Raw genomic sequence first — 24,583 nt, forward strand, 5'->3', positions numbered from 1 at the left:
GTCCATGAAACGCAGCCTGACCGTGCTCGCTCTGCTGATTGCCACCCTCTTGGCTGGCGCCGGCTGGTATGTCTACAGCAAGCAACCGACCCGCCAGGGCACCGAAACACTGGCCAACCTGCAAGGTTCGGTCACGGTGCGTTACGACGACCGTGGCGTGCCGCACATCCGCGCCGAGAACGAGACCGACCTGTATCGCGCCCTGGGCTACGTGCATGCCCAGGACCGGCTGTTCCAAATGGAGATCATGCGGCGCCTGGCCCGTGGTGAACTGGCTGAAGTGCTCGGCCCCAAGCTGCTGAGCACCGACAAGCTGTTTCGCAGCCTGCGTATTCGCGAGCGTGCCTTGAGTTACGTGGAACACACCGACCACGACTCCAAGGCATGGAAGGCCTTGCAAGCCTATCTGGACGGGATCAACCAGTATCAGGACAGCCACGCCAGCCCGATGGAGTTCGACGTGCTGGGCATTGCCAAGCGACCGTTCACTGCCGAGGACACCATCAGCGTTGCCGGGTACATGGCCTACAGCTTTGCCGCCGCATTTCGTACCGAGCCGCTGCTGACTTACGTACGCGACCAGCTGGGCAGCGATTACCTGAAAGTCTTCGACCTGGACTGGCAGCCCAAAGGCGCGCTCAACCTTGCCGCCAGCGACTGGAAAACCCTCGGCGCCCTCGCCTCGTTGAGCGATCAGGCCCTGGCCGACAACGGTTTGCCGCAGTTCGAAGGCAGCAACGCCTGGGCCATCAGCGGCAGCCGCACCAAAAGTGGCAAGCCATTGCTGGCGGGCGATCCGCATATTCGCTTCTCGGTGCCGTCGGTGTGGTACGAGGCGCAGTTGTCGGCGCCGGGCTTTGAGCTCTACGGCTATCACAACGCGCTGGTGCCGGTAGCATTCCTGGGCCACAACCTGGATTTCGGCTGGAGCCTGACCATGTTCCAGAACGACGACCTCGACTTGATCGCCGAAAAGGTCAACCCGGACAACCCCAACCAAGTCTGGTACCACGACCAATGGGTCGACATGACCAGCAGCGAGCAGCAGATCGCGGTCAAGGGCCAGGCGCCGGTGACGCTGACGCTGCGCCAATCGCCCCACGGCCCAATCATCAATGACGTGCTCGGCGAAAATGCCGGCAAGACGCCGATCGCGATGTGGTGGGCGTTCCTGGACACCGAAAACCCGATCCTTGAAGGTTTCTACCAGCTCAACCGCGCCGACACGTTGGCCAAGGCCCGCGCGGCAGCGGCCAAGGTCTCGGCGCCGGGCCTGAACATTGTGTGGGCGAATGCCAAGGGCGACATCGGCTGGTGGGCGGCGGCGCAGTTGCCAATCCGCCCGGCGGGGGTGAATGCCGGTTTTATTCTCGATGGCAGCACCGCCCAGGCCGACAAGCTGGGCTTCTACCCATTCAGCGCCAACCCCCAGGAAGAAAACCCGGCGCGCGGTTATGTGGTGTCGGCCAATGCCCAGCCGGTCTCGCCCACCGGCATGGAAATCCCCGGTTACTACAACCTCGCCGACCGTGGCCAGCAGTTGAACACGCAACTGAGCGACAAAAGCGTGAAGTGGGACGTGACCAACAGCCAGGCCTTGCAGTTGGGCACCACCACCGCCTACGGCCCACGCCTGCTGGCGCCGCTGTTGCCGGTGCTGCGCGAGGTGGTCAAGGACCCGGCACAGTTGAAACTGGTGGAGCAGCTTGCAAGCTGGAAGGGTGACTACCCGCTGGATTCCACCAGCGCCACGCTGTTCAACCAGTTCCTGTTCAACCTCGCCGACGCGGCCTTCCACCCGAAACTGGGCGATGCCATGTTCAAGACCCTGCTGACTACGCGGGTGATCGATGCCGCCCTGCCACGCCTGGCCGCCTCGCCGGACTCGCCCTGGTGGGACGGCAAGCGCGCCGACACGGTCAAGCTCGCCTGGGACAACAGCCTGACACACCTCAAAGCCACCTTCGGTGATGACCCGACTCAATGGCAGTGGGGCAAGGCGCACACCCTGACCCACGGCCACCCGCTGGGTATGCAGAAGCCGCTGGATATAGTCTTCAACGTCGGCCCCTTCCCCGCCCCTGGCAGCCACGAAGTACCGAACAACCAGACAGCCATGATTGGCCCCGCGCCGTGGCCGGTGACCTACGGCCCATCGACCCGCCGCCTGATCGACTTCGCCGACCCGGCCCACGCCCTGACCATCAACCCGGTGGGGCAAAGCGGTGTGCCGTTTGACTCGCACTATGGCGACCAAGCGGAAACCTACATTGAAGGCGGGTATGAGCAGGCGCATTTCAGTGATGAGGAAGTGACGGCGAATACGCGGGGCACGCTGAAATTACTGCCTGCCAGATAACCGCCTGGAAACCCGGTCAATGGGGGAGCTGGCTTGCCTGCGATGAGGCCATGTCCGTCGACTCATCTGTCGACTGACGCACCACCATCGCAGGGCAAACCAGCTCACCCATTTGATCTTGGTTGTGACGGCTACCGCGCCCTCAGGCGCCCCGGCGCCTCGCCGTAGGTTTCTTTGAACTTCTTGCTGAACGCTGCCTGGGACTGATAACCCACCTGGGCGGCGATATCCATCAGGCTCAGGCGTGACTGGTGCAGCAGATTGAACGCCAACTCCATACGCAACTGGGTCAGCAGCACCCACGGGGATACACCCGCCACCTTCACAAAGGTACGCATGAAGGTCGCTCGCGACATCGTCGCAACCAAGGCCAGGCTGTCGATGGTCCATTCATGGCCGGGCTCGGCCAGCATCGCCTGCCAGGCCTTGCTCAGGCGCTTGTCGGCGAGCAAGGCGAAGGTGCCGGCCACCGGCGCCTGAAGGGTCAGCCAGGTGCGCAGGATCAGGGTGAACAAGGCCGACGACAGTGCATCGATAAACGAGCGGGCGCCCAGTTGTTGCCCATCCGCTTCGCTGCGCAACAAAGCAATCAACGCAGCCAATTGCCCATCGCCCTGCCACTGCCGACTGGACACCACCAGATACTCCGGCAACGCGGCAAACAACAACGACTGCCGGTTGTAGTGAAAGCTGCCGCAGAGCATGTCCAAGTCCACCCGTTCGCCACCCAGGCGATGAACCGGAAGTAAACCGCCCTCAATCACCGTCGGTGGCATCGGCTGGATGCGTGAACCTGGACTGCGCAACAAATGGGTGGCGCCACCGGGCATCAGCAGGATATCGCCCTCCCCCAGCGTTACGTGCTGCCCGCTCGTTAACTCGGCGCGGCAGGTGCCGCTGAGCACAATGTGATACGGCGCCACGCCCAAATTCTCCGGCGTGTGATCCAGCGCCCAGTCGCCCTGGAACTGGCAACGCAAATCCAGGCTGCCGCGCAGGTTGGCCATCTTGATAAGGGTGTCGATCGAATTCATTTGCGAACATCGGTCAAAAAGATGAGCGGATTGAACAATGCCCCTAACCCCGAACAGCACAGACTGGCTTCACACCCAACCTGTTCAGGAGTTACCGCAATGTTCAATAACTGGTCCGACTTGCTGCCTACCGTAAAGAAAGCCTTTGGCGCGCTGGGCAAGAGCAACCCGAAGATGGTCAAAGCGTACATGGCGTTGGACGAGGCTGCCGAGGAAAACAACGTGCTCGACGCCAAGACCCGTGAGCTGATTTCCATCGCCGTGGCTATCACCACGCGCTGTGACGGCTGCATCGGCGTGCATGCGGATGCGGCGATCAAAGCCGGCGCGACCCGCGAGGAAGTGGCCGCGACCCTGGCCACCGCAATTTCCATGAACGCGGGGGCGGCATATATCTACTCACTGCGCGCCCTGGAAGCCTACGACACGCTCAAACCAGCGCCGCAAAGTTAAGCCTGAACTGCTGCGGCGTCACGCCCAGCCGGCGGTTGAACACGCTGCGCATGTGCTGGGCATCGCGAAACCCGCATTGGTAGGCCACGGTCTTGAGCGGCGCGGGGCTGCTTTCGAGCATTACCCGCGCCGCATCCACCCGCGCCCGCTCGACAAACTCCGCCGGGGTGATGCGCGCCTCACGGGCAAACACGCGAGAGAAATTGCGCGCACTCATATTGGCCGCCCTGGCCAGGTCGGCGATGGTCAAATCCCCGGTCAGGTTCGCCAGCACGTACAACTGCACCAGCGCCACCGCCGAGGTGCTTTCGGCGTGGGGTGTGAGGAAGGGGCTGAACTGCGACTGCCCGCCCGCACGCTGGGTGAACACCACCAGGCGCTTGGCCACGCTCAGCGCGACTTCCGCGCCGTGGTCCTGGGCCAGCAGAAACAGCGACAGATCGATGCCCGCCGTGACACCCGCCGATGTGTAGAGGTTGCCGTCCTGCACGTAGAGGCGGTCGGCGTCGACTTGGGCCAAGGGGCACAAGCGCGCCAGGTCAGCGGCATCGTTCCAATGGGTGGTGACGGTTTTGCCATTCAGTAACCCGGCGCGGGCCAGCATGAAGGCGCCGTTGCAGATCGAGCCGAAGCGCTGCGCTCGGGCGGTGGCGTCGCATAGCCAAGCATCAAACGCCGGGCCGAAATTTTCGAAGGGCAATTGCGGGCCGCCGGCGACCAGCAGCAGGTCGTAGGCGCTCAGGGCTTCGCTGTAATGCCGGTGGGCCTGCAACGACAAGCCGTTGGAGGCCGCCATGGTGCCGTGGCCCAGGCCGATCACTTCGAGTTGGTAATGGTCTTCGGGCGGCAGGAAACGGTTGGCCTCGCAGAACACATCCATGGGGCCGGTCACGTCCAGTGACTGGACGCCGGGGAAGATCAGGATGGCGATGGTTTTGCCCATGAACAACTCACCTTCTACTGGAAGAACATAAACCCCCTGTGGGAGCTGGCTTGTCGGGTCGCCGCATCGCTGCGATCGCATCACCCCAGTCTAACTGACAGACCGAGTCGCCAGCATCGCAGGCAAGCCAGCGCCCACATTTGACCGCATCTGGCGCGATATCGAGGCACATTGGCCGGGATTGCACCCTCGCGGCAATAGCCCCGTCGCGAGCGCGCGACCAGACTTCACTCATCGGCGCCCCACCGGCGCTTGCTTGAGGAGAACGACCATGAGCCCCACCATCGCCGGCATCCAGATCCCGGACAGCGCCCTGGCCAAGGCCACCACCGAATACATCCGCGACGTCGAATCCGACCTGCTCTACCACCACTCCCGCCGGGTGTTCCTGTTCGGTGCGTTGAGCGGCGAACGCAAACAATTGGCCTACAACCCGGAGCTGCTTTACGTCGGCGCGATGTTCCATGACCTGGGCCTGGTTGAAGGCCATCGCAGTGACAACGAACGTTTCGAAGTGGACGGCGCCAACGCCGCCGCCGCGTTCCTAAAGCCGTACGGGCTGAGTGATGCCGATATTGAGCAAGTGTGGTTGTCGATCGCCCTGCACACCACGCCGGGCGTGCCGCAGCATCTGCGCCCCACCGTGGCGCTGGTGACCGCCGGTGTCGAGATGGACGTGCTGGGCATGGACTACGCCGCCTTTACCAGCGTGCAGCGCGAAGCCGTGGTGCATGCGCATCCACGTGGTGAGGGGTTCAAGGAGTGCATCATCTGCGCGTTTGCCGACGGCTTGCGCCATCGCCCGCAGACCACGTTTGGCAACGTGAAGACGGATGTGCTGGTGGATCAGGAGCCGGGGTTCAAGCCGATGAATTTTGTGGAGGTGATTCGTAAGTCGCCGTGGGCTGCCTAGTTGACTTGGAATGCAATCAACTGTGGGAGCTGGCGTGCCTGCGATGAGGCCCTGCCAGTCGACTCATCTGTCGACTGACACACCGCTATCGCAGGCAAGCCAGCTCCCACATTTTTCATCCCACTCCGGCAGTTAAACCGGTGCAGCCGCCCGGCGCTTGTCCGGCTGCTGCCAGCCATCGGCCGCGGCTTCTTCAATCGCTTGCTGGATGGCTTTCTTGCGGTGCTCTTCAGCACGACGGCTGAAGAACCACACCAGGAAGGTCACCAGCGACACCGCCAACAGGATCAAGCTGGCCACGGCGTTGATCTCAGGTTTAACCCCAAGACGCACCGCCGAGAACACTTCCATCGGCAAGGTGGTCGAGCCCGGGCCCGACACGAAGCTGGCGAGTACCAGGTCATCCAGCGACAGCGCGAACGACATCATGCCGCCCGCCGCCAACGACGGTGCGATCATCGGGATGGTGATCAAGAAGAACACCTTCCACGGCCGCGCGCCGAGGTCCATGGCCGCTTCTTCGATCGACAAGTCCAGCTCACGCAAGCGCGCCGACACCACCACCGCCACATACGCCGCACAGAACGTGGTGTGGGCGATCCAGATGGTGACAATGCCACGTTCCTGCGGCCAACCGATCATCTGCGCCATGGCCACGAACAGCAGCAACAGCGACAGACCGGTGATCACCTCAGGCATTACCAGCGGCGCCGTCACCAAGCCGCCGAACAGCGTGCGGCCCTTGAACTGGCTGATGCGCGTCAGCACGAACGCCGCCAACGTACCCAGCGCCACGGCGGCCACCGCCGTGTAGCAGGCGATTTCCAGGGAGCGGGCCACCGAGCCCATCAGTTGGGTGTTGTCCAACAGGCCCACGTACCACTTGATCGACCAACCGCCCCACACCGTCACCAGCTTGGATTCGTTGAACGAGTAGATCACCAGTATCAGCATCGGCAGGTAGATAAACAACAACCCCGCCACCAGCATAAAACTCGAGAAACTGAAGCGCTTCATATCTTGCCCTCCAGCTCTTTGGCTTGGCTGCGGTTGAACAGGATGATCGGCACAATCAGGATCGCCAGCATCACCACCGCCAGGGCAGACGCCACCGGCCAGTCACGGTTGTTGAAGAATTCTTGCCACAACACTTTACCGATCATCAGGGTTTCCGGCCCGCCGAGCAGTTCCGGGATCACGAACTCGCCCACCACTGGAATGAACACCAGCATGCAGCCGGCGATGATGCCGTTCTTGGACAGCGGCACGGTGATCTTCCAGAAGCTGTTGAAGGTGCTCGAGCCCAGGTCGGACGCGGCTTCCAGCAGGCTCTGGTCATGCTTCACCAGGTTGGCATACAGCGGCAGGATCATGAACGGCAGGTACGAATAGACCACGCCGATGTACACCGCGATGTTGGTGTTGAGGATCTGCAGCGGTTCGTTGATCAAGCCGATGGACATCAGAAAGCTGTTGAGCAAACCGTTGTTGCTGAGGATGCCCATCCACGCATACACGCGAATCAGGATCGCGGTCCAGGTCGGCATCATGATCAGCAGCACCAGCACCGTCTGTATCTCTTTACGCGCGCTGGCAATGGCGTAGGCCATCGGGTAACCGATCAGCAGACACAACAGCGTGCTGAAAAACGCCATCTTCAGCGAGCCCAGGTACGCGGCGATATACAGCTCATCGCCCGCCAGCAAACTGTAGTTCGCCAGGTTCAGCACCAGTTGCAGCTTCTGCTCAACGTAGGTGTAGATCTCGGTGTACGGCGGTATCGCCACATCGGCTTCGGCAAAGCTGATTTTCAATACGATGAAAAACGGCAGTGCGAAAAACAGGAACAGCCACAGGAAAGGAATCCCAATGACCACCTGCTTGCCACTGGGGATTATGCGATCCAAGCGCCGCTTGAACTTCTTCATATTCATGAGCGAAGTACCACGCCGCTGTCGTCTTCCCACCACACGTACACCTGATCACCCCAGGTTGGGCGCTGGCCACGGCGTTCGGCGTTGGCGACAAAGGACTGCACCAGCTTGCCGCTCGGCAGTTCCACGTAGAACACCGAGTGACCGCCCAGGTAGGCGATGTCATGCACCTTGCCGCTGGACCAGTTGTGTTCGCAGGTCGGCATTTCAGTGGTGACCAGCAGCTTTTCCGGGCGGATGGCGTAAGTCACCGACTTGTCTTCCACCGAGGTAGCGATGCCGTAGCCCACGTAGATGTCGCGGTCCAGGTCCGTGCACTTGAGCACCGCGTGGCCTTCGGCGTCGTCCACCACTTGGGTGTCGAAGATGTTCACGTTGCCGATGAACTCACACACCAGGCGGCTGGTAGGCGTTTCGTAGATGTCGATCGGGCTGCCGATCTGGGCGATCCAGCCCAGGTGCATGATCGCGATGCGCTCGGCCATGGTCATGGCCTCTTCCTGGTCGTGGGTCACCATCACGCAGGTCACGCCCACGCGCTCGATGATCTCCACCAGCTCCAGCTGCATCTGCGAACGCAGCTTCTTGTCGAGTGCGCCCATCGGCTCATCGAGCAGCAGCAGTTTCGGGCGTTTGGCCAGGGAACGCGCCAACGCCACACGCTGACGTTGACCGCCAGACAGCTGATGCGGCTTGCGTTTGGCGTACTGGCTCATCTGCACCAGCTTGAGCATCTCGGCCACGCGGGCGTCGACTTCAGCCTTGGAGATCTTGTCCTGTTGCAGGCCGAAGGCGATGTTCTGCGCCACGGTCATGTGCGGGAACAAGGCGTAGGACTGGAACATCATGTTGATCGGCCGCTCGTACGGCGGCATGTCGGTGATGTCCACACCGTCGAGGTAAATGCGACCTTCCGTTGGGCGCTCGAAGCCTGCGAGCATGCGCAGCAAGGTGGATTTGCCCGAACCCGAACCGCCGAGCAAGGCGAAGATCTCGCCTTTTTTGATTTCCAGGGACACATCGTCCACGGCAATCGTCTCGTCGAACTTCTTCGTGACCCGGTCGATTTTGACCAGCACCTTTTTCGGTGTCTGGTCGCCCTCGAGGGCTTTCTTATAGGCGCCGGAGGCAACTGCCATTTACGAAACTCCCAACAAAATTTGAGGTTCACCCAATACGGGCGAAACCTTGGATAGTTTGAGCTTTAAGCCTTACTTGCCCGTCTTGACCTTGGTCCAGCTACGGGTCATCAAACGTTGCACTTTCGGGGGTAGCTCGAAGTTGACAAACGTCCGGTCGAGAACCGCCTGCGGTGGGTAAACCGCTGCGTCAGTGCGTATCGATTGCTCCATCAGTTTGTCCGCCCCTGGGTTAGGGTTGGCGTAACCGACTTGATCACTGACCTGAGCGATCACCTCAGGTTGCAGTAAATAGTTGATGAAGGCGTGGGCCTCTTTGACGTTGGCGGCGTCCGCGGGAATCGCCAGTACGTCAAACCACAAATTGCCGCCTTCTTTCGGAATCGTGTAGGCGATGTTCACCCCCTTGCCGGCTTCGCTTGCGCGGGCCTTGGCCTGGAACACATCACCGGAGAAACCCGCCGCCACGCAGATGTTGCCGTTGGCCAGGTCCGAGATGTATTTGGACGAGTGGAAATAGGTCACGTAGGGCCGCACTTTCAGCAACTTCTCTTCGGCCTTTTTGTAGTCTTCGGGGTTAGTGCTGTTAGGGTTCAAGCCCATGTAGTTGAGCACCGCCGGCAGCATTTCATCCGCCGAGTCCATGAACGAGACGCCGCAGGTGGCCAGCTTCTTCATGTTTTCCGGTTCGAACAGCACGGCCCAGGAATCGATGTGATCGACGCCCAGCACCTCTTTGACTTTGTCGACGTTGTAACCGATGCCGTTGGTACCCCACAGGTACGGCACGGCGTACTGGTTACCCGGATCATTCTTTTCCAGACGCTTGAGCAGCACCGGGTCGAGGTTGGAATAGTTAGTCAGCAATGACTTGTCGAGCTTCTGGAACGCCCCGGCCTTGATCTGCTTGCCGAGGAAGTGGTTGGACGGCACGACCACGTCGTAACCGGTACGCCCGGCGAGCAACTTGCCTTCCAGGGTCTCGTTGGAATCAAACACGTCATACACAGGCTTGATGCCGGTGGCCTTTTCAAAGTTGACCAGGGTGTCCGGGCCAATGTAGTCCGACCAGTTATAAATATGCACCGTCGGTGCGGCCTGCACGCTCACAGCCAGCGTGATACCTGCACCCACCAGCATGGCTTTGCGAAATAAAGAAATTGGCAAGTGGAGGTCCTCTTAAATAGTTGGGCCCAAAGTTGTTGCCCGGCAACAAAACCGGCGCGCAACTTACCCTCGATAAACCGATCCGGCAAAGCTTTATGTCATTTAATTTGTGGGAGCGGCCATTCGCCGCCCCCACCGGTATCAAGGCTTATTTGCCCGATTTGATTTTGGTCCAGCTGCGAGTCATTTCACGCTGGGTTGCAGCCGGCAAGTCAGCAATGGCGTAGAGCTTGGCTTGCACATCCGCCGCCGGGTAGATGCCCGGGTCGCTGGTGATGTCTTTGTCGACCAGTGCGGTGGCTTTCTCGTTACCGTTCGGGAAACGTACGCTGTTGGTGATGGCCGCCATCACTTTTGGCTCCAGCAGGTAGTTCATGAACTTGTAGGCGGCTTCGACGTTTTCGGCATCTTTAGGGATGGCGACCATGTCATAGAAGCTGCCGGCGCCTTCTTTTGGAATGTCGTAGGCAACCTTGACCTTGCCACCGGCTTCAGCCGCGCGGGACTTGGCCTGCTGGATGTCACCCGAGTAACCCACGGCCACGCAGATGTTGCCGTTGGCCAGGTCCGAGATGTACTTGGACGAGTGGAAGTAGCCGATCGATGGGCGCAGTTTGAGGAACAGGTCCTCGGCTTGTTTCAGATCAGCCTTCTTCTGGGTGTCGGTCGGCAGGCCCAGGTAATGCAGCGCAACCGGCAGCATTTCGGTTGGCGAGTCGAGGAAGCTCACGCCGCAGCTTTTCAGCTTGGCGATGTTTTCCGGCTTCATCAGCACGTCCCACGAATCGATCTTGTCCACGCCCAGCGCAGCCTTGACCTTCTCCGGGTTGTAACCGATGCCGATGGAGCCCCACATGTACGGGAAGGCGTGCTTGTTGTCCGGGTCGCTCACCGACACGGCTTTAAGCAGGGATTTGTTCAGGTTGTCGTAGCTGGGCAGCTTGGACTTGTCCAGCTCCTGATAGACACCGGCCTTGATCTGCTTGGCGAGGAAGTTGTTCGACGGTACGACGATGTCGTAGCCGGACTTGCCTGCCAGCAACTTGGCTTCCAAGGTCTCGTTGCTGTCGAAAACGTCGTACACCACTTTAATGCCCGACTCTTTTTCAAAGTTGGCGATGGTGTCCGGTGCAATGTAGTCAGACCAGTTATAGATGTGCAGCACTTTATCGCCTGCCTGGGCCGCGCCCACCATTGCGCCCATCAGGGACAAGGCGAGGAGGGTCTTGCCAGCGTTCTTCAAACCTAATGCCTTCATTTGGTGATGCTCCAATTTTTCTTTTTTGGGCCACGTTCTTAATGTTTAGCGGCCCGTCTAAAGGGCAACAAAACAGGGCGACAGTCTGGCAAGTTCGAGTGCCGGCTTTCAACCAAAGCACCCTTTTTATCAATGCAGATTTCTAACTGCTCAGACACAGCAGCCGAAGCCGCTGCGCACTGAGCCTAGCATTTAGCCCTGTAATGCCGCCAAAGTCAGGTCCAGGCAATGGCGAGCCTTGGTCACCAGCTCGTCGATTTCCGCTTTGCTCATCACCAGCGACGGCGAAATGATCATGGTGTCGCCCACGGCGCGCATGATCAGGCCATTCTCGAAGCAGAACGTGCGGCAGATCATGCCCACACCACGGCCTTCGTAACGCTTGCGCGTGGCCTTGTCCTGCACCAGCTCAATCGCCCCGAGCATGCCCACACCGCGAACTTCACCCACCAACGGGTGATCAGCCAGCTCCCTCAGACGCTTCTGCAAATACGGTGCCGTTTCGTCGTGCACACGCTTAACGATTTTTTCATCGCGCATGATGCGGATGTTTTCCAAGGCCACTGCTGCCGCCACCGGGTGACCGGAGTACGTGAAACCGTGGTTGAAATCACCGCCTTCATTCAGCACGGCAACCACGTCATCGTGCACGATCAGGCCGCCCATAGGGATGTAACCCGAGGTCAGGCCCTTGGCGATGGTCATCATGTGGGGCTTGAGGTCGTAAAAGTCGCTACCGAACCACTCACCGGTACGGCCGAAACCGCAGATCACTTCGTCGGCGACGAACAGAATGTCGTACTTGGCGAGGATTTCCTTGATGCGCGGCCAGTAGGTGGCTGGCGGCACGATCACGCCACCGGCACCCTGGATCGGCTCAGCAATAAAGGCACCGACGTTGTCCACGCCCAGTTCCAGGATCTTCTCTTCCAGTTGGTTGGCAGCCCACACCCCGAACTCTTCCGGGCTCATGTCGCCGCCTTCGCCGTACCAGTACGGCTGCGCGATGTGGGTGATGCCTGGGATCGGCAAGTCGCCCTGTTCGTGCATAGCGATCATGCCGCCCAAGCTGGCGCCGGCCACGGTGGAGCCGTGGTAGCCATTCTTGCGGCTGATGATGGTTTTCTTGTTCGGCTGACCTTTGATCGCCCAGTAGTGGCGGACCATGCGCAACATGGTGTCGTTGCCTTCCGAGCCGGAACCGGTGAAAAACACGTGGTTCATGCCCGCTGGCGCGATGTCGGAGATGACCTTGGCCAACTCCAGCACCGGCGGGTGAGCGGTCTGGAAGAACAGGTTGTAATACGGCAGTTCTTTCATCTGCTTGGCGGCGGCGTCAGCCAGTTCAGCGCGACCGTAACCAATCGCCACGCACCACAGGCCGGCCATGCCGTCGAGGATCTTGTTGCCTTCGCTGTCCCACAGGTAAACGCCGTGGGCTTTGGTGATGATCCGTGGGCCTTTCACCTTCAATTGCTTGAAGTCACTGAACGGTGCAAGGTGGTGATCATTGCTCAAGGCTTGCCATTCACGGGTTTGCGGGTTGTTGCTGGACATACCAATCTCCTAGACTTTTTCAGGTGAGGGCGCGTCTTTTCCTGCGACGCGCCCAGCGGATCAGACGGCAAAGAGCAGGAATTCCCGCTCCCACGAACTGATCACGCGCTTGAAGTTTTCATGCTCGGCCCGCTTGACCGCGACGTAACCTGTGATGAATTTTTGACCCAGGTATTTCTCGATGGTCTTGCTGTTTTCCATGCGTTCCAGGGCGTCTTCGATGGTCAACGGCAGGCGCAGGTTGCGGCGCTCGTAACCACGGCCCACCACGGGCGCGCTCGGGTTATGGCCTTCGACCATGCCGATGTAGCCGCACAACAGGCTGGCGGCAATCGCCAGGTATGGGTTGGCGTCGGCGCCCGGCAGGCGGTTTTCCACGCGGCGGTTCTGCGGGCCGGCATCCGGTACGCGCAGGCCGACGGTGCGGTTCTCTTCGCCCCACTCCACGTTCACCGGCGCCGAGGTGTCGGGCAGGAAGCGGCGGAACGAGTTCACGTTGGGGGCAAACAGTGGCAGCAATTCAGGGATGAATTTCTGCAGGCCACCAATGTGGTTAAGGAACAGCTGGCTCATGCTCCCGTCTTCATTAGAGAAGACGTTCTTGCCGGTGGCGATGTCGATGATGCTCTGGTGCAAGTGCATCGCGCTGCCAGGCTCGCCCGTCATCGGCTTGGCCATGAACGTGGCGGCCACGTTGTGCTTGAGCGCGGCTTCACGCATGGTGCGCTTGAACACCAGGATCTGGTCGGCCAGCGACAGTGCGTCGCCGTGACGGAAGTTGATTTCCATCTGCGCCGTGCCGTCCTCGTGGATCAGTGTGTCGAGGTCCAGCTCCTGCAGTTCGCACCAGTCGTAGACGTCTTCGAACAATGGGTCGAATTCGTTGGCTGCTTCTATAGAGAAGGACTGACGGCCCGTCTCCGGGCGACCGGAACGGCCGATCGGCGGTTGCAGCGGGAAGTCCGGGTCTTCGCAACGCTTGGTCAGGTAGAACTCCATCTCCGGCGCCACGATGGGCTGCCAGCCTCTGTCGGAGTACAGCTTGAGGACTTTCTTGAGCACGTTGCGCGGCGACAGCTCGATCGGGTTGCCTTGCTTGTCGTAGGTGTCGTGGATCACCTGCGCGGTGGGCTCGATGGCCCAAGGCACCAGGAACACCGCGTTCTGGTCGGGGCGGCAGATCATGTCGATGTCGGCCGGGTCGAGCAATTCGTAATAGATGTCGTCTTCGACATAGTCGCCGGTCACGGTCTGCAACAGAACACTCTCGGGCAGGCGCATGCCTTTTTCGGCGATGAACTTGTTGGTCGGCGAGATCTTGCCCCGGGTGATGCCCGTCAGGTCGCCAATCATGCATTCGACTTCTGTGATCTTGTGGTCTTTCAACCAATCGGTGAGCTGGTCGAGGTTGTTACTCATAAATGCCTCTGGGCTGGGTTTCCTGACATCCATTAAAGGTCAGGCGTTGTTTGACGCAGCATCCGCGTCGTCTTTTTCGTTCAGGTTAGGAGCTTACCTGCCATTTGCTGCAGCGTTGCATTCCTCAGGCCAAACTCGTGCAGAATCATGAGCAGCACCCTGGGTGGGAGCCGCTCAGTGGCAGGCGCGAGGGAAATGAGGAGGCAAAAAAGAGGTCGCCCAAGGCGTCAAGAATATTGGCCGGGGCGCGATCATTGACAAGGAAAAATTGGACTGGTGACAAGACTTGTCTGAAGCAGGTTGAAACGCCGAGTAGCGGCAGGCGAGACATGAAGCACCCCGGTATTATTGCTGTTATGGGTTTGAATCGAGCTTAGCCTTGTTCATTTTTTTACACAACACCCCCGTAAAAAATACAACACGGCCCGCTCAAGCCTGCTAGTCCCAAGCCGGTCAAACCCAAAAAATCGCCCCAAAAAGCCTCAAAAAAGGCCTCAAGGCGCTTTTTTAGGGCAAAAAAGGCCTCGCTTGACTTCGGCATGCCGTTCGGGTTGACTGAAACCAGAAAGATCAATGATTGATATTTTTAACAACAAAGGTGTTGCATCATGTCGGTACCCCCGCGTGCCGTTCAGCTTAACGAAGCGAACGCGTTCCTTAAGGATCATCCTGAGGTTCTGTACGTAGACCTTCTAATTGCGGATATGAATGGTGTGGTGCGCGGCAAGCGCATCGAACGCACCAGCCTCCACAAGGTTTACGAGAAGGGCATTAACCTGCCTGCCTCTTTATTTGCCCTGGATATCAACGGCTCGACGGTGGAAAGCACCGGCCTGGGTCTGGACATCGGTGATGCTGACCGAATCTGTTATCCAATCCCCGACACCCTGTGCAATGAACCTTGGCAAAAGCGCCCAACCGCGCAATTGCTGATGACCATGCACGAACTTGAAGGTGAACCTTTCTTCGCCGATCCTCGCGAAGTGCTCCGCCAAGTTGTAAGCAAATTTGACGACCTCGGTCTGACCATCTGCGCCGCCTTCGAGCTTGAGTTCTACCTGATCGACCAGGAGAACGTGAACGGCCGCCCACAACCGCCCCGCTCGCCGATCTCCGGCAAACGTCCGCACTCGACACAGGTCTACCTGATCGACGACCTCGACGAATACGTCGACTGCCTCCAGGACATTCTGGAAGGTGCCAAAGAGCAAGGTATCCCGGCTGACGCCATCGTCAAGGAAAGTGCCCCGGCGCAGTTCGAAGTGAACCTGCACCACGTGGCCGACCCGATCAAGGCCTGCGACTACGCGGTACTGCTCAAGCGCCTGATCAAGAACATCGCCTACGACCATGAGATGGACACCACCTTCATGGCCAAGCCTTACCCAGGCCAGGCAGGCAACGGTTTGCACGTACACATTTCGATCCTGGACAAGGACGGCAAGAACATCTTTGCCAGCGAGGATCCCGAGCAGAACGCCGCATTGCGTCACGCGATCGGCGGTGTGCTCGAGACCCTACCCGCCCAAATGGCGTTCCTGTGCCCTAACGTCAACTCCTACCGTCGTTTCGGCGCACAGTTCTACGTGCCGAACTCGCCGTGCTGGGGCCTGGATAACCGCACCGTGGCGATTCGCGTACCGACCGGCTCGTCCGATGCCGTGCGTATCGAACACCGCGTGGCCGGCGCCGACGCCAACCCTTACCTGCTGATGGCTTCGGTCCTGGCAGGCGTGCACCACGGTCTGACCAACAAGATCGAACCTGGCGCACCGGTGGAAGGCAACAGCTACGAGCAGAACGAACAAAGCCTGCCAAACAACCTGCGCGATGCATTGCGCGAGTTGGACGACAGCGAGGTGATGGCCAAGTACATCGATCCTAAGTACATCGATATCTTCGTTGCCTGTAAGGAAAGTGAGCTGGAAGAGTTCGAACACTCCATCTCCGACCTTGAGTACAACTGGTACCTGCATACCGTGTAAGCGGTTGCTGCAATAAAAGAATGCCGCAGGCTTTAGGGCCTGCGGCTTTTTTTATGGGTTTCGTCAGGTAGACCGCGGTGGCTTTGTCGCTGGCAAGCCAGCTCCCACACTTGAATGTATTCACAAATCAAAAAGGTGGGAGCGGGCTTGTCGAATCGTCGCACCGCTGCGATGGCGGCCCGGCAGACAACACACCTTCCTGCTCATACAATGCCCGCTGCCTTGTAGGAGACTTCCATGACAACCCGCCCCGCCGCCCCTCGCAAACCCCGCGCCCGCAGCCAGGCCCGGATCGGTGCGATCCTCGATGCCGCCCGCACCTTGCTGGCGACCGAAGGCGTGGCCAGTTTGTCGATCTACAGCGTGGCCGAGCGCGCGCAGATTCCGCCGTCGTCGGTGTATCACTTCTTCGCGAGTGTGCCGGCATTGCTGGAGGCGTTGACCGCCGATGTGCACGCCGCTTTCCGCGCCGCGATTCAGGCACCTATCGACCATGATTCACTCAAGCACTGGCGCGACCTGTCCTACATCGTCGAACAGCGCATGCTCAGCATCTACAGCAACGACGCTGCCGCGCGGCAGTTGATCCTGGCGCAGCATGGGCTTACCGAGGTGACACAGGCTGATCGTCAGCATGATCTGGAATTGGGCGACTTGATGTTCGAAGTCTTCAACCGCCACTTCGAGGTGCCGACCTTGCCTGAAGAGGTGGACGTGTTTGCCCTAGCGCTGGAGTTGAGCGACCGCGTGTATGCGCGCTCGGTGCATCAGCATGGGCAGATTACCTCGCGCATGGCCGAGGAAGGGATGCGGGTGTTCGATGCGTATGTGGGGCTTTATTTGCCGGCGTATTTGCCCAAGCGGGTGGTGGCTGCCTGAGTCATGTACTGCCTGGGCGGGCGCCATCGCGGGCAAGCCCGCTCCCACATTTTGAGCGCTGATTACATTCAAGTGTGGGAGCGGGCTTGCCTGCGATAGCGATTTCAAGGTGGGCAATCACAACTTGGCGATCGACACCTCGGTGGATTTAACGAAGGCAATCACTTCGCTGCCAATCACCAGTTCCAACTCTTTGACCGAGCGAGTCGTGATCACAGACGTCACGATGCCGGACGCCGTCTGCACGTCGATCTCCGACAACACGTCGCCTTCGACGATTTCCTTGATGGTGCCCTTGAACTGGTTACGCACGTTGATGGCTTTAATAGTCATACGATTTCTCCTCGGGTCGAAATAGCTGCAAGTTGTTAGCTACAAGCTGCAAGTAAAAGCGCGTTGCGTTCCCTTGCAGCTTCAAGCTTGAAGCTTGCCGCTGCTTTTATTGCGCCCAACGCAATTGCGTAGGCAGCGGTGAAACAGGTTCAGGTTCCGGCGGCACGCCTGGCAACGACAGCACACGATTGAGCACTTCGGCTTCCAGCGCGGCTAAGCGATGAGAGCCTCGCGCACGTGGGCGCGGCAGGTCGACGATCAGGTCGAGGCCGATTTCGCCGTCTTCGATCAGGATCACCCGATCGGCAATGGCCACGGCTTCACTGACATCGTGGGTCACCAGCAATACGGTGAAACCGTGCTTTTGCCACAGGTTTTCGATCAGTTGCTGCATCTCGATGCGGGTCAGGGCATCCAACGCGCCCAGCGGCTCATCCAGCAACAACAAGCGCGGTTGGTGGATCAGCGCACGCGCCAGGGCCACACGCTGCTTCTGGCCACCGGACAACGCCGCAGGCCACTCATTCGCGCGTTCGGCCAGGCCGACCGCTTCCAGGGCTTCCAAAGCCTTGGGCCGCCAGTTGCCTTTGAGCCCCAGGCCCACGTTGTCGATGATCTTTTTCCACGGCAGCAAGCGCGCTTCCTGGAACATCAACCGCGTGTCTTCAATCGCCTCGGCGAGCGGCGCGGAACCGGCCAACAGCTCGCCGCCACTGGCTTTGTCCAAACCGGCCAGCAGGCGCAGCAAGGTACTTTTGCCGCAGCCACTGCGACCGACCACCGCCACGAACTGGCCAGCCGGAATGTGCAGGTCGATTTCCTTGAGGACTTCCCGCGCACCAAAGGCTTTGCGCAATTTGCGCACTGCCAGCGGGATGCCCTTGAGCAGGCGCGGAGGTTGTTGAGCAGTCATACCGCACCTCCTTTATTCACTTGGTAAGCCGGGTGCCAGCGCAGCCACACACGCTCCAGGCCACGAGCGGCGAGGTCGGCCAGCTTGCCGAGGATGGCGTACATGACGATGGCCAACACCACCACGTCGGTTTGCAGGAATTCGCGGGCATTCATCGCCAGGTAACCAATACCCGAGCTGGCCGAGATGGTTTCCGCCACGATCAGCGTCAGCCACATAAAGCCCAGGGCAAAGCGCACGCCCACCAGGATCGACGGCAGCGCGCCCGGCAGGATGACCTGGCGGAACAGGCTGAAGCCAGACAAGCCGTAGCTGCGCGACATTTCCACCAGCGCCGGGTCGACGTTGCGGATGCCGTGATAGGTGTTCAGGTAGATCGGGAACAACGTGCCGAGGGCGACCAGGAAAATCTTCGCGGTCTCGTCAATGCCGAACCACAGGATCACCAACGGAATCAGCGCCAGGTGCGGCACGTTGCGGATCATCTGCACCGAGCTGTCGAGCAGGCGTTCGCCCCACTTCGACAGGCCGGTGATAAAACCCAAGGCCAAACCGATGCTGCCACCGATCACAAAGCCCAAGCCCGCACGCCAGCCGCTGATGGCCAGGTGCGTCCAGATTTCCCCAGTGCGCACCAAGTTGACCCCGGCTTCGATCACCGCACTCGGCGCCGGCAGAATACGGGTCGACAACCAGCCCGCCGACACCGACAGCTGCCACACCGCCAGTAACAAGATCGGCAGCACCCAGGGCGCGACACGATGGCTCAATTTTTCAAAGTTCATAACGACGCCTCAGCTCTGCGACGCAGCTTTGGGAAGAATGTCGTTGGCGACCATTTCGCCGAACGGGCTGACGTAACCGGCGCTTTTCGGCAGCTCGGGACGTTCGATATCCAAGTGCGGGAACAACAGCTCAGCAACCCGATACGACTCTTCCAAGTGTGGATAACCGGAGAAAATGAAGGTGTCGATGCCCAATGCAGCGTATTCATTGACGCGTGCAGCAACAGTTGGGCCATCGCCCACCAGCGCGGTGCCGGCACCGCCACGTACCAGACCGACGCCGGCCCACAGGTTGGGGCTGACTTCGAGGTTGTCGCGATTGCCACCGTGCAAAGCGGCCATGCGTTGCTGGCCGACGGAATCGAAGCGCGCCAGGGATGCCTGGGCACGGGCGATGGTCTCGTCGTCCAGGTGGGAGATCAGTTTGTCGGCGGCTTTCCACGCTTCATCGTTGGTTTCGCGCACGATCACATGCAGGCGAATGCCGAAGCGCACAGTGCGCCCAAGTTTTGCGGCTTTGGCGCGCACCTGTTCAATTTTTTCCGCGACCGCAGCCGGTGGCTCGCCCCAGGTCAGCACCATTTCCACCTGTTCGGCTGCCAGGTCCTGGGCCGCTTCAGAGGAACCACCAAAATACAGAGGCGGACGCGGTTGCTGGATCGGCGGGTAGAGCAACTTCGCGCCTTTGACGCTGATGTGCTCGCCGTCGTAATCCACGGTTTCGCCTTCCAGCACGCGGCGCCAGATGCGCGTGAATTCGACGCAGGCCTGGTAGCGTTCTTCGTGGCTGAGGAATAAACCGTCACCGGCCAGCTCTTCCGGGTCACCACCGGTCACCAGATTGAACAGTGCGCGCCCGCCAGACAAACGGTCCAAGGTCGCGGCCTGGCGCGCAGCCACCGTCGGGGAAATGATCCCGGGGCGCAGTGCGACAAGGAATTTCAAACGCTGGGTCACCGGGATCAGCGAGGCGGCCACCAGCCAGGAGTCTTCGCAGGAGCGGCCGGTAGGGATCAGCACACCACCAAAACCCAGCCGATCAGCGGCCTGGGCCACTTGCTGCAGATAACCGTGGTCAACGGCGCGGGCGCCTTCGGCGGTGCCAAGGTAATGGCCGTCGCCGTGGGTAGGCAGGAACCAAAAAATATTGAGGCTCATGGAGTTGTCTCCTGAATAAATCGGCTTACGGCGCTGTGGCGACGGCGGCGGGTGGAGTCCAGATCACGTCCTTGATGCTCAAGGGTTTGGGGATCAATTTGAGCTGGTAGAAGCTGTCGGCGATTTTCTGCTGGGCGGCGACCACTTCCGGGGTCAGGAACAGCGCGCCATAGCCTTGGCGCTTCACCGACGTCAGGGTGATGTCAGCCGGCAAGCCAAGCAGCGGGGCGACTTGTTCGGTGACTTCTTGCGGGTTGGCCTTGGACCACTCGCCCACCGCGCGCACTTCTTCCACCAGCGCCTTGATCACTTCCGGGTGCTGCGTGGCATACGGCTTAGTGGCCAGGTAGAACTGGTGGTTGTCGGCGATGCCGGTGCCATCACGCAGGGTGCGCGCTTGCAGTTGTTTCTCGGCGGCGGCCTGGTACGGGTCCCAGATCACCCAGGCGTCCACGCTGCCACGCTCGAATGCAGCACGGGCATCGGCGGGCGGCAGGAACACGGTATGTACGTCGGTGTATTTCAGGCCGGCATCTTCCAGCGCACGTACCAGGAGGTAGTGCACGTTGGAGCCTTTGTTGAGCACGACTTTCTTGCCCTTGAGCTCAGCCACGGATTTGATCAGCGAATCTTTGGGCACCAGGATCGCCTCACTGGTCGGCGCTGGCGGTTCGTAGGCGACGTAGAGCAGGTCGGCACCGGCCGCCTGGGCGAACACCGGCGGGGTTTCGCCGGTGACGCCGAAGTCGATGGAGCCGACGTTCAGGCCTTCCAGCAATTGCGGGCCACCGGGGAATTCAGTCCATTGCACCTGTACGCCCTGGGCGGCCAGGCGTTTTTCCAGCGTGCCCTTGGCCTTGAGCAGCACCAACGTGCCGTACTTCTGATAACCGATGCGCAGGGTTTCGGCGGCCTGGGCTTGAATAATGGCGCCGAAGGACACAGCCGCAGCAAACAGTGCGACCAGACCACGACGCAAGATGACAGTGCGCATGGCGCTCTCTCCAAAAATTGCGATTAGGGGGTTGGCTGCACCTGCTTGGCCGTTGGCGGCTGAGTAAGGTGAGTACTACACAATCGGGTAAGGCTCAAATGCTCCAGCGAGCGCTCAACAAACGTTCATTCAACACATTGGGGTCCAGCGGTTTCGGGCGACGGGCCATGGCGCCGTAGAGCGTTTCCAGGGCCTCGTGCAAACGCTGTTCAAGCACCGGCACCAATTGCGCCTGGGCACTGCCTTCGGCGTAAGCGATCTGGCTGTCTTCGGCAAAAATGCCGTGGAGCAACTCCTGGGCTTTCAGGGCCGACAACACGGGTTTCAAGGCGTAATCCACTGCCAGCATGTGCGCGATACTGCCGCCGGTCGCCATGGGCAACACGATCTTATGCGCCAGGGCGCGCTCGGGCAGCAGGTCCAGCACGGTTTTCAGCGCGCCGGAAAACGAGGCCTTGTACACCGGCGTGGCAATGACCAGGCCATCGGCGTTGGCGACTTGTTGCAGCAGGTCGATGACTTTTGGGCTGTCAAAGCGCGCGTGCAGCAAGTCTTCGGCCGGGAAGTCGCGTATCTGATAACTCACCACTTCCACGCCTTTGTCTTGCAGCCACTGACGGGTTTTTTCCAGCAAGACCCCAGAGCGGGAACGCTGGCTGGGACTGCCTCCAAGTGTTACGACCAGCATGTAGGAAATTCCTTGAGCAAGTGTCGGCGGTTCGCTGTGTGGCGATGGCGCCAAGATGTGACAGACCTTAGCAGCAGATTTATATATCTATAAATCTTATTTATTCATTTGTTTATTCTATAAATGCATATGAAGTTTATAAAGCTTAGGACGAAAAAAAAGGCCGTCGAAACGGCATGAAAACCCCTGCTATGTGAGACGGTTTACACCTTGAATCCTGCATCAGCCTGGAGGCCGCCATCGCGGGCAAGCCCGGCTCCCACAGGGGAATGCGGTCAACTGTGGGAGCCGGGCTTGCCCGCGATGGCGGTCTCAGCCTTAGCGGTTAGGTTGTAGGGTAAGCCGCAGGTACGGCTTCACCGCGCGATAGCCCTTCGGAAAGCGCTTCTTGATCTCTTCCTCGTCCTTGAGCGACGGCACGATCACCACTTCATCACCGTCCTGCCAGTTAGCGGGCGTGGCGACCTTGTGGGTGTCGGTCAACTGCAGCGAGTCGATAACCCGCAGGATTTCGTGGAAGTTGCGGCCGGTGCTGGCCGGGTAGGTGATCGTCAGGCGAATCTTCTTGTTCGGGTCGATCACGAACAAGGAACGCACGGTGAGGGTGTCACTGGCATTCGGGTGGATCAGGTCGTAGAGGTCCGAGACCTTGCGATCGGCATCCGCCAGGATCGGAAAGTTGACGACGGTGTTCTGGGTTTCGTTGATGTCTTCGATCCACTTGTGGTGCGAGTCCACCGGGTCTACCGACAAAGCAATCGCCTTGACGCCGCGCTTGGCGAATTCGTCCTTGAGCTTGGCGGTAAAGCCAAGCTCTGTGGTGCACACCGGAGTGAAGTCCGCCGGATGGGAAAACAGCACGCCCCAGCTATCGCCCAGCCATTCGTGGAAGCGGATCTTGCCGGCGCTGGAATCCTGCTCGAAGTCGGGGGCGATGTCGCCCAATCTTAGGCTCATGGTGTGGCTCCTAGTGAGTGCTTATGGAGCCCACTGTGCATGGGTTGGAGATTATTTAAAAAGAATAAATATCGATTTATTTAGACGATAAACGAATATTAAAATTCTGTTCATTGGACTTTTCTACTGGTGAGGATCAACATCCATTCCAAGGTTCGAGAAGGCCTTGAGACGCTGTACAAAGAGGAATTCAAGAAGGGCTTGCGGGGGTTGAGCCCGACTTGAGAAAACGCAAAAAAACCTCGCGCAAGCGCGAGGTTTTTCAACAACTTCCCTTGGTGTTACAGGAAGCTATAGGTGTAGTTGAAGATCAGGCGAGTCTGATCCTGGTCCTGGATACCAGTACCGCTGCCACGATAAGCACCGTGACGTAGTGTGGTGCCGAAGCCCTTCAGAGCACCTTGCTGAATGGTGTAGTCGATACGCATATCGCGCTCCCACTCGGACTGGTCACTGCCACCGTTTTTGGCTTTGATGTTGTCACCATGCAGGTAGGCAATCGAGGTTTTCAGACCCGGAACACCTAGCGCAGCGAAATCATACGAGTATTGGCCGAAGGTGGTATTTTCACCGGCGCGGACAAATGAGTTGATCATGCTGTCGGTGAACAGATAGAAGCTCGAGCCACCGGCACCTTCGTTACGTCCATTACCGTCTACAACGCTACCCTGGTTCAGCCAAACAAAACCACCGTCATCATTGACGCGTTGATGACCGAGCAGGAAGGCATTGCCGCCCAAGGTGTAGGTGAACATGGCACTCCAGGTCTTGTTATCAACCTCGCCATTGTTCTTCGCGTAGCCACCGTTGTTGTTGAACGCATAACCAGTCTTGCCGTTCTTGCCGTCAGAACTGCTGTCGAAGTAGCGCAGGTCGGTCTTGAACGACTGCCCCTCGGTGATCGGGTAAACGTGTACCAGGCCGAGGAATTGTTGCTTGTAGTAATCTTCCAGGTTCGCGTAGTAGTACTGCAGGGTCAGGTCTTTAGTGACCTTCCAGTCAGCGCCACCAAAACGGAACTGGTTACTGTCTCTCGTACCACCATTGACAGCTAAGCCAGTGCTGTTGCTCGAGGCACGGCCAGTAGCATGTTCAAGTTGACCGGCATTAAAGGTCACATTGTCGATTTCTTTGGAGGTGATAGTGCCGCCTTCAAAGGTTTGTGGCAGCAGACGACCGTCACTCGCAATGACGACCGGCAAGTTCGGCATCAGAGCACCACCTAAGTGAGCCTCTGTCTTGGAGAAGCGGGCCTTGACGTTGGCACTCGCGCTGCTCCAGCTGCTGACGGCAGACCCATCGGTATCACTTGGAACGAAGGAGTTGCTGTTTGGGTGATGGCCACGACCACCGTCCAGATGAAAACCAACCAGTGCCTGAGCGTCAATCCCAAAGCCAACAACGCCTTGAGTGAAACCAGACAGGTAGTTGAACTTCAAGCCTGTGGCTGTTTCGCGCTGATCTGCCCCGCCATCACGCTGGTCGTTATCGAAATACAACGTTCGGGAACTGACGCTTGCCTTGCTATCTTCAATGAAACCGGCAGCGCCTGCGTGCTGGGCGATTGCGCCCAAAGCAACAGCCAAAGCCAAGGTGGACTTCTTCATGTACCGCTCCTCTCATTTCTAATTTTTGTATTTCTTTGGTCTCGGGTCTAACGCCCTCGATCCACAGATGCGCGATTAGCGCCGGATAGTGACTACCAAGTCAATCGT

General features: G+C 59.4%; 22 protein-coding genes. 5 read left to right on the forward strand and 17 right to left on the reverse strand.

The genetic code is table 11. The features are described 5' to 3' along the window. The first annotated feature begins 4 nt into the window (after positions 1–4). Entirely contained in the window at positions 5–2,359 is a 2,355-nt protein-coding gene (locus tag K0P33_RS30675; protein WP_242153363.1) for a penicillin acylase family protein, read from the forward strand. A gap of 131 nt (positions 2,360–2,490) precedes the next feature. Here the strand turns inward: K0P33_RS30675 and K0P33_RS30680 are convergent, their stop codons facing one another. Further along, positions 2,491–3,393: an AraC family transcriptional regulator gene (locus K0P33_RS30680; protein WP_094949230.1), complete on the reverse strand. Its 903-nt coding sequence runs from the start codon at positions 3,391–3,393 to the stop codon at positions 2,491–2,493. A gap of 99 nt (positions 3,394–3,492) precedes the next feature. Here K0P33_RS30680 and K0P33_RS30685 point away from each other — a divergent pair, with 99 nt between their 5' ends. Further along, on the forward strand, positions 3,493–3,846 hold the full coding sequence (locus K0P33_RS30685) for a carboxymuconolactone decarboxylase family protein (RefSeq protein WP_083356232.1): 354 nt from the start codon (positions 3,493–3,495) through the stop codon (positions 3,844–3,846). Here K0P33_RS30685 and K0P33_RS30690 read toward each other — a convergent pair. Continuing rightward, positions 3,824–4,789: a DJ-1/PfpI family protein gene (locus K0P33_RS30690; RefSeq protein ID WP_242153366.1), complete on the reverse strand. Its 966-nt coding sequence runs from the start codon at positions 4,787–4,789 to the stop codon at positions 3,824–3,826. The two genes, K0P33_RS30685 and K0P33_RS30690, sit on opposite strands and share 23 nt — an antisense overlap. Positions 4,790–5,060: 271 nt before the next feature. Here K0P33_RS30690 and K0P33_RS30695 point away from each other — a divergent pair, with 271 nt between their 5' ends. Then, positions 5,061–5,702, forward strand: a complete 642-nt coding sequence (locus K0P33_RS30695) for an HD domain-containing protein (protein WP_242153369.1) — start codon at positions 5,061–5,063, stop codon at positions 5,700–5,702. Positions 5,703–5,834: 132 nt separating this feature from the next. Here the strand turns inward: K0P33_RS30695 and K0P33_RS30700 are convergent, their stop codons facing one another. The 7 genes from K0P33_RS30700 to K0P33_RS30730 form a co-directional block, all read right to left on the reverse strand. After that, entirely contained in the window at positions 5,835–6,719 is an 885-nt protein-coding gene (locus K0P33_RS30700; protein ID WP_083356229.1) for an ABC transporter permease subunit, read from the reverse strand. Then, positions 6,716–7,597, reverse strand: a complete 882-nt coding sequence (locus K0P33_RS30705; RefSeq protein WP_176462878.1) for an ABC transporter permease subunit — start codon at positions 7,595–7,597, stop codon at positions 6,716–6,718. Before K0P33_RS30705 ends, K0P33_RS30700 begins: the two co-directional genes overlap by 4 nt. 35 nt (positions 7,598–7,632) lie before the next feature. Continuing rightward, positions 7,633–8,775 carry a polyamine ABC transporter ATP-binding protein gene (gene potA, locus K0P33_RS30710; protein WP_094948830.1) on the reverse strand — a complete coding sequence of 381 codons (1,143 nt, stop codon included), beginning with the start codon at positions 8,773–8,775 and terminating at the stop codon, positions 7,633–7,635. Between the two features lie 72 nt (positions 8,776–8,847). After that, entirely contained in the window at positions 8,848–9,942 is a 1,095-nt protein-coding gene (locus tag K0P33_RS30715) for a polyamine ABC transporter substrate-binding protein (RefSeq protein ID WP_094948829.1), read from the reverse strand. Positions 9,943–10,090: 148 nt separating this feature from the next. After that, positions 10,091–11,185 (reverse strand): polyamine ABC transporter substrate-binding protein, encoded by a 1,095-nt coding sequence (locus tag K0P33_RS30720; RefSeq protein ID WP_094948838.1) that lies wholly within the window; start codon positions 11,183–11,185, stop codon positions 10,091–10,093. 207 nt (positions 11,186–11,392) lie between these two features. Continuing rightward, complete coding sequence (locus K0P33_RS30725; RefSeq protein ID WP_094948828.1) at positions 11,393–12,757, reverse strand: aspartate aminotransferase family protein; 1,365 nt, start codon at positions 12,755–12,757, stop codon at positions 11,393–11,395. Between the two features lie 60 nt (positions 12,758–12,817). Beyond that, positions 12,818–14,176 (reverse strand): glutamine synthetase family protein, encoded by a 1,359-nt coding sequence (locus K0P33_RS30730; RefSeq protein ID WP_094948827.1) that lies wholly within the window; start codon positions 14,174–14,176, stop codon positions 12,818–12,820. 608 nt (positions 14,177–14,784) lie between these two features. On the opposite strand from K0P33_RS30730, the gene K0P33_RS30735 reads away from it, so the two are divergent. Together K0P33_RS30735 and K0P33_RS30740 are read left to right on the forward strand one after the other, a co-directional pair. Beyond that, complete coding sequence (locus K0P33_RS30735; RefSeq protein WP_003213894.1) at positions 14,785–16,161, forward strand: glutamine synthetase family protein; 1,377 nt, start codon at positions 14,785–14,787, stop codon at positions 16,159–16,161. Between the two features lie 237 nt (positions 16,162–16,398). Beyond that, on the forward strand, positions 16,399–17,040 hold the full coding sequence (locus K0P33_RS30740; RefSeq protein ID WP_094948826.1) for a TetR/AcrR family transcriptional regulator: 642 nt from the start codon (positions 16,399–16,401) through the stop codon (positions 17,038–17,040). A gap of 117 nt (positions 17,041–17,157) precedes the next feature. Here K0P33_RS30740 and K0P33_RS30745 read toward each other — a convergent pair whose 3' ends face one another. The 8 genes from K0P33_RS30745 to K0P33_RS30780 all read right to left on the reverse strand — a co-directional run bounded on the left by K0P33_RS30745 (position 17,158) and on the right by K0P33_RS30780 (position 24,475). Then, on the reverse strand, positions 17,158–17,373 hold the full coding sequence (locus tag K0P33_RS30745; RefSeq protein ID WP_003213899.1) for a TOBE domain-containing protein: 216 nt from the start codon (positions 17,371–17,373) through the stop codon (positions 17,158–17,160). A gap of 106 nt (positions 17,374–17,479) precedes the next feature. Beyond that, positions 17,480–18,286, reverse strand: a complete 807-nt coding sequence (ssuB, locus tag K0P33_RS30750) for an aliphatic sulfonates ABC transporter ATP-binding protein (RefSeq protein WP_094948825.1) — start codon at positions 18,284–18,286, stop codon at positions 17,480–17,482. Continuing rightward, entirely contained in the window at positions 18,283–19,071 is a 789-nt protein-coding gene (gene ssuC, locus K0P33_RS30755) for an aliphatic sulfonate ABC transporter permease SsuC (RefSeq protein WP_242153376.1), read from the reverse strand. The genes ssuB and ssuC overlap by 4 nt, the downstream gene beginning before the upstream one ends. 9 nt (positions 19,072–19,080) lie before the next feature. Then, positions 19,081–20,229 (reverse strand): FMNH2-dependent alkanesulfonate monooxygenase, encoded by a 1,149-nt coding sequence (ssuD, locus tag K0P33_RS30760; RefSeq protein WP_242153378.1) that lies wholly within the window; start codon positions 20,227–20,229, stop codon positions 19,081–19,083. Between the two features lie 25 nt (positions 20,230–20,254). Next, positions 20,255–21,223, reverse strand: coding sequence for a sulfonate ABC transporter substrate-binding protein (locus K0P33_RS30765; protein WP_094948822.1), 969 nt, complete (start codon positions 21,221–21,223; stop codon positions 20,255–20,257). Positions 21,224–21,317: 94 nt separating this feature from the next. After that, entirely contained in the window at positions 21,318–21,911 is a 594-nt protein-coding gene (gene ssuE / locus K0P33_RS30770) for an NADPH-dependent FMN reductase (RefSeq protein WP_094948821.1), read from the reverse strand. Positions 21,912–22,229: 318 nt separating this feature from the next. Next, on the reverse strand, positions 22,230–22,868 hold the full coding sequence (locus tag K0P33_RS30775) for a peroxiredoxin (protein ID WP_242153381.1): 639 nt from the start codon (positions 22,866–22,868) through the stop codon (positions 22,230–22,232). 281 nt (positions 22,869–23,149) lie between these two features. Further along, positions 23,150–24,475, reverse strand: coding sequence for an OprD family outer membrane porin (locus K0P33_RS30780; RefSeq protein ID WP_083356216.1), 1,326 nt, complete (start codon positions 24,473–24,475; stop codon positions 23,150–23,152). Positions 24,476–24,583: the final 108 nt, after the last annotated feature.

The organism is Pseudomonas sp. ArH3a (genome assembly GCF_022648765.1).
In the GTDB taxonomy this organism is placed as follows: domain Bacteria; phylum Pseudomonadota; class Gammaproteobacteria; order Pseudomonadales; family Pseudomonadaceae; genus Aquipseudomonas.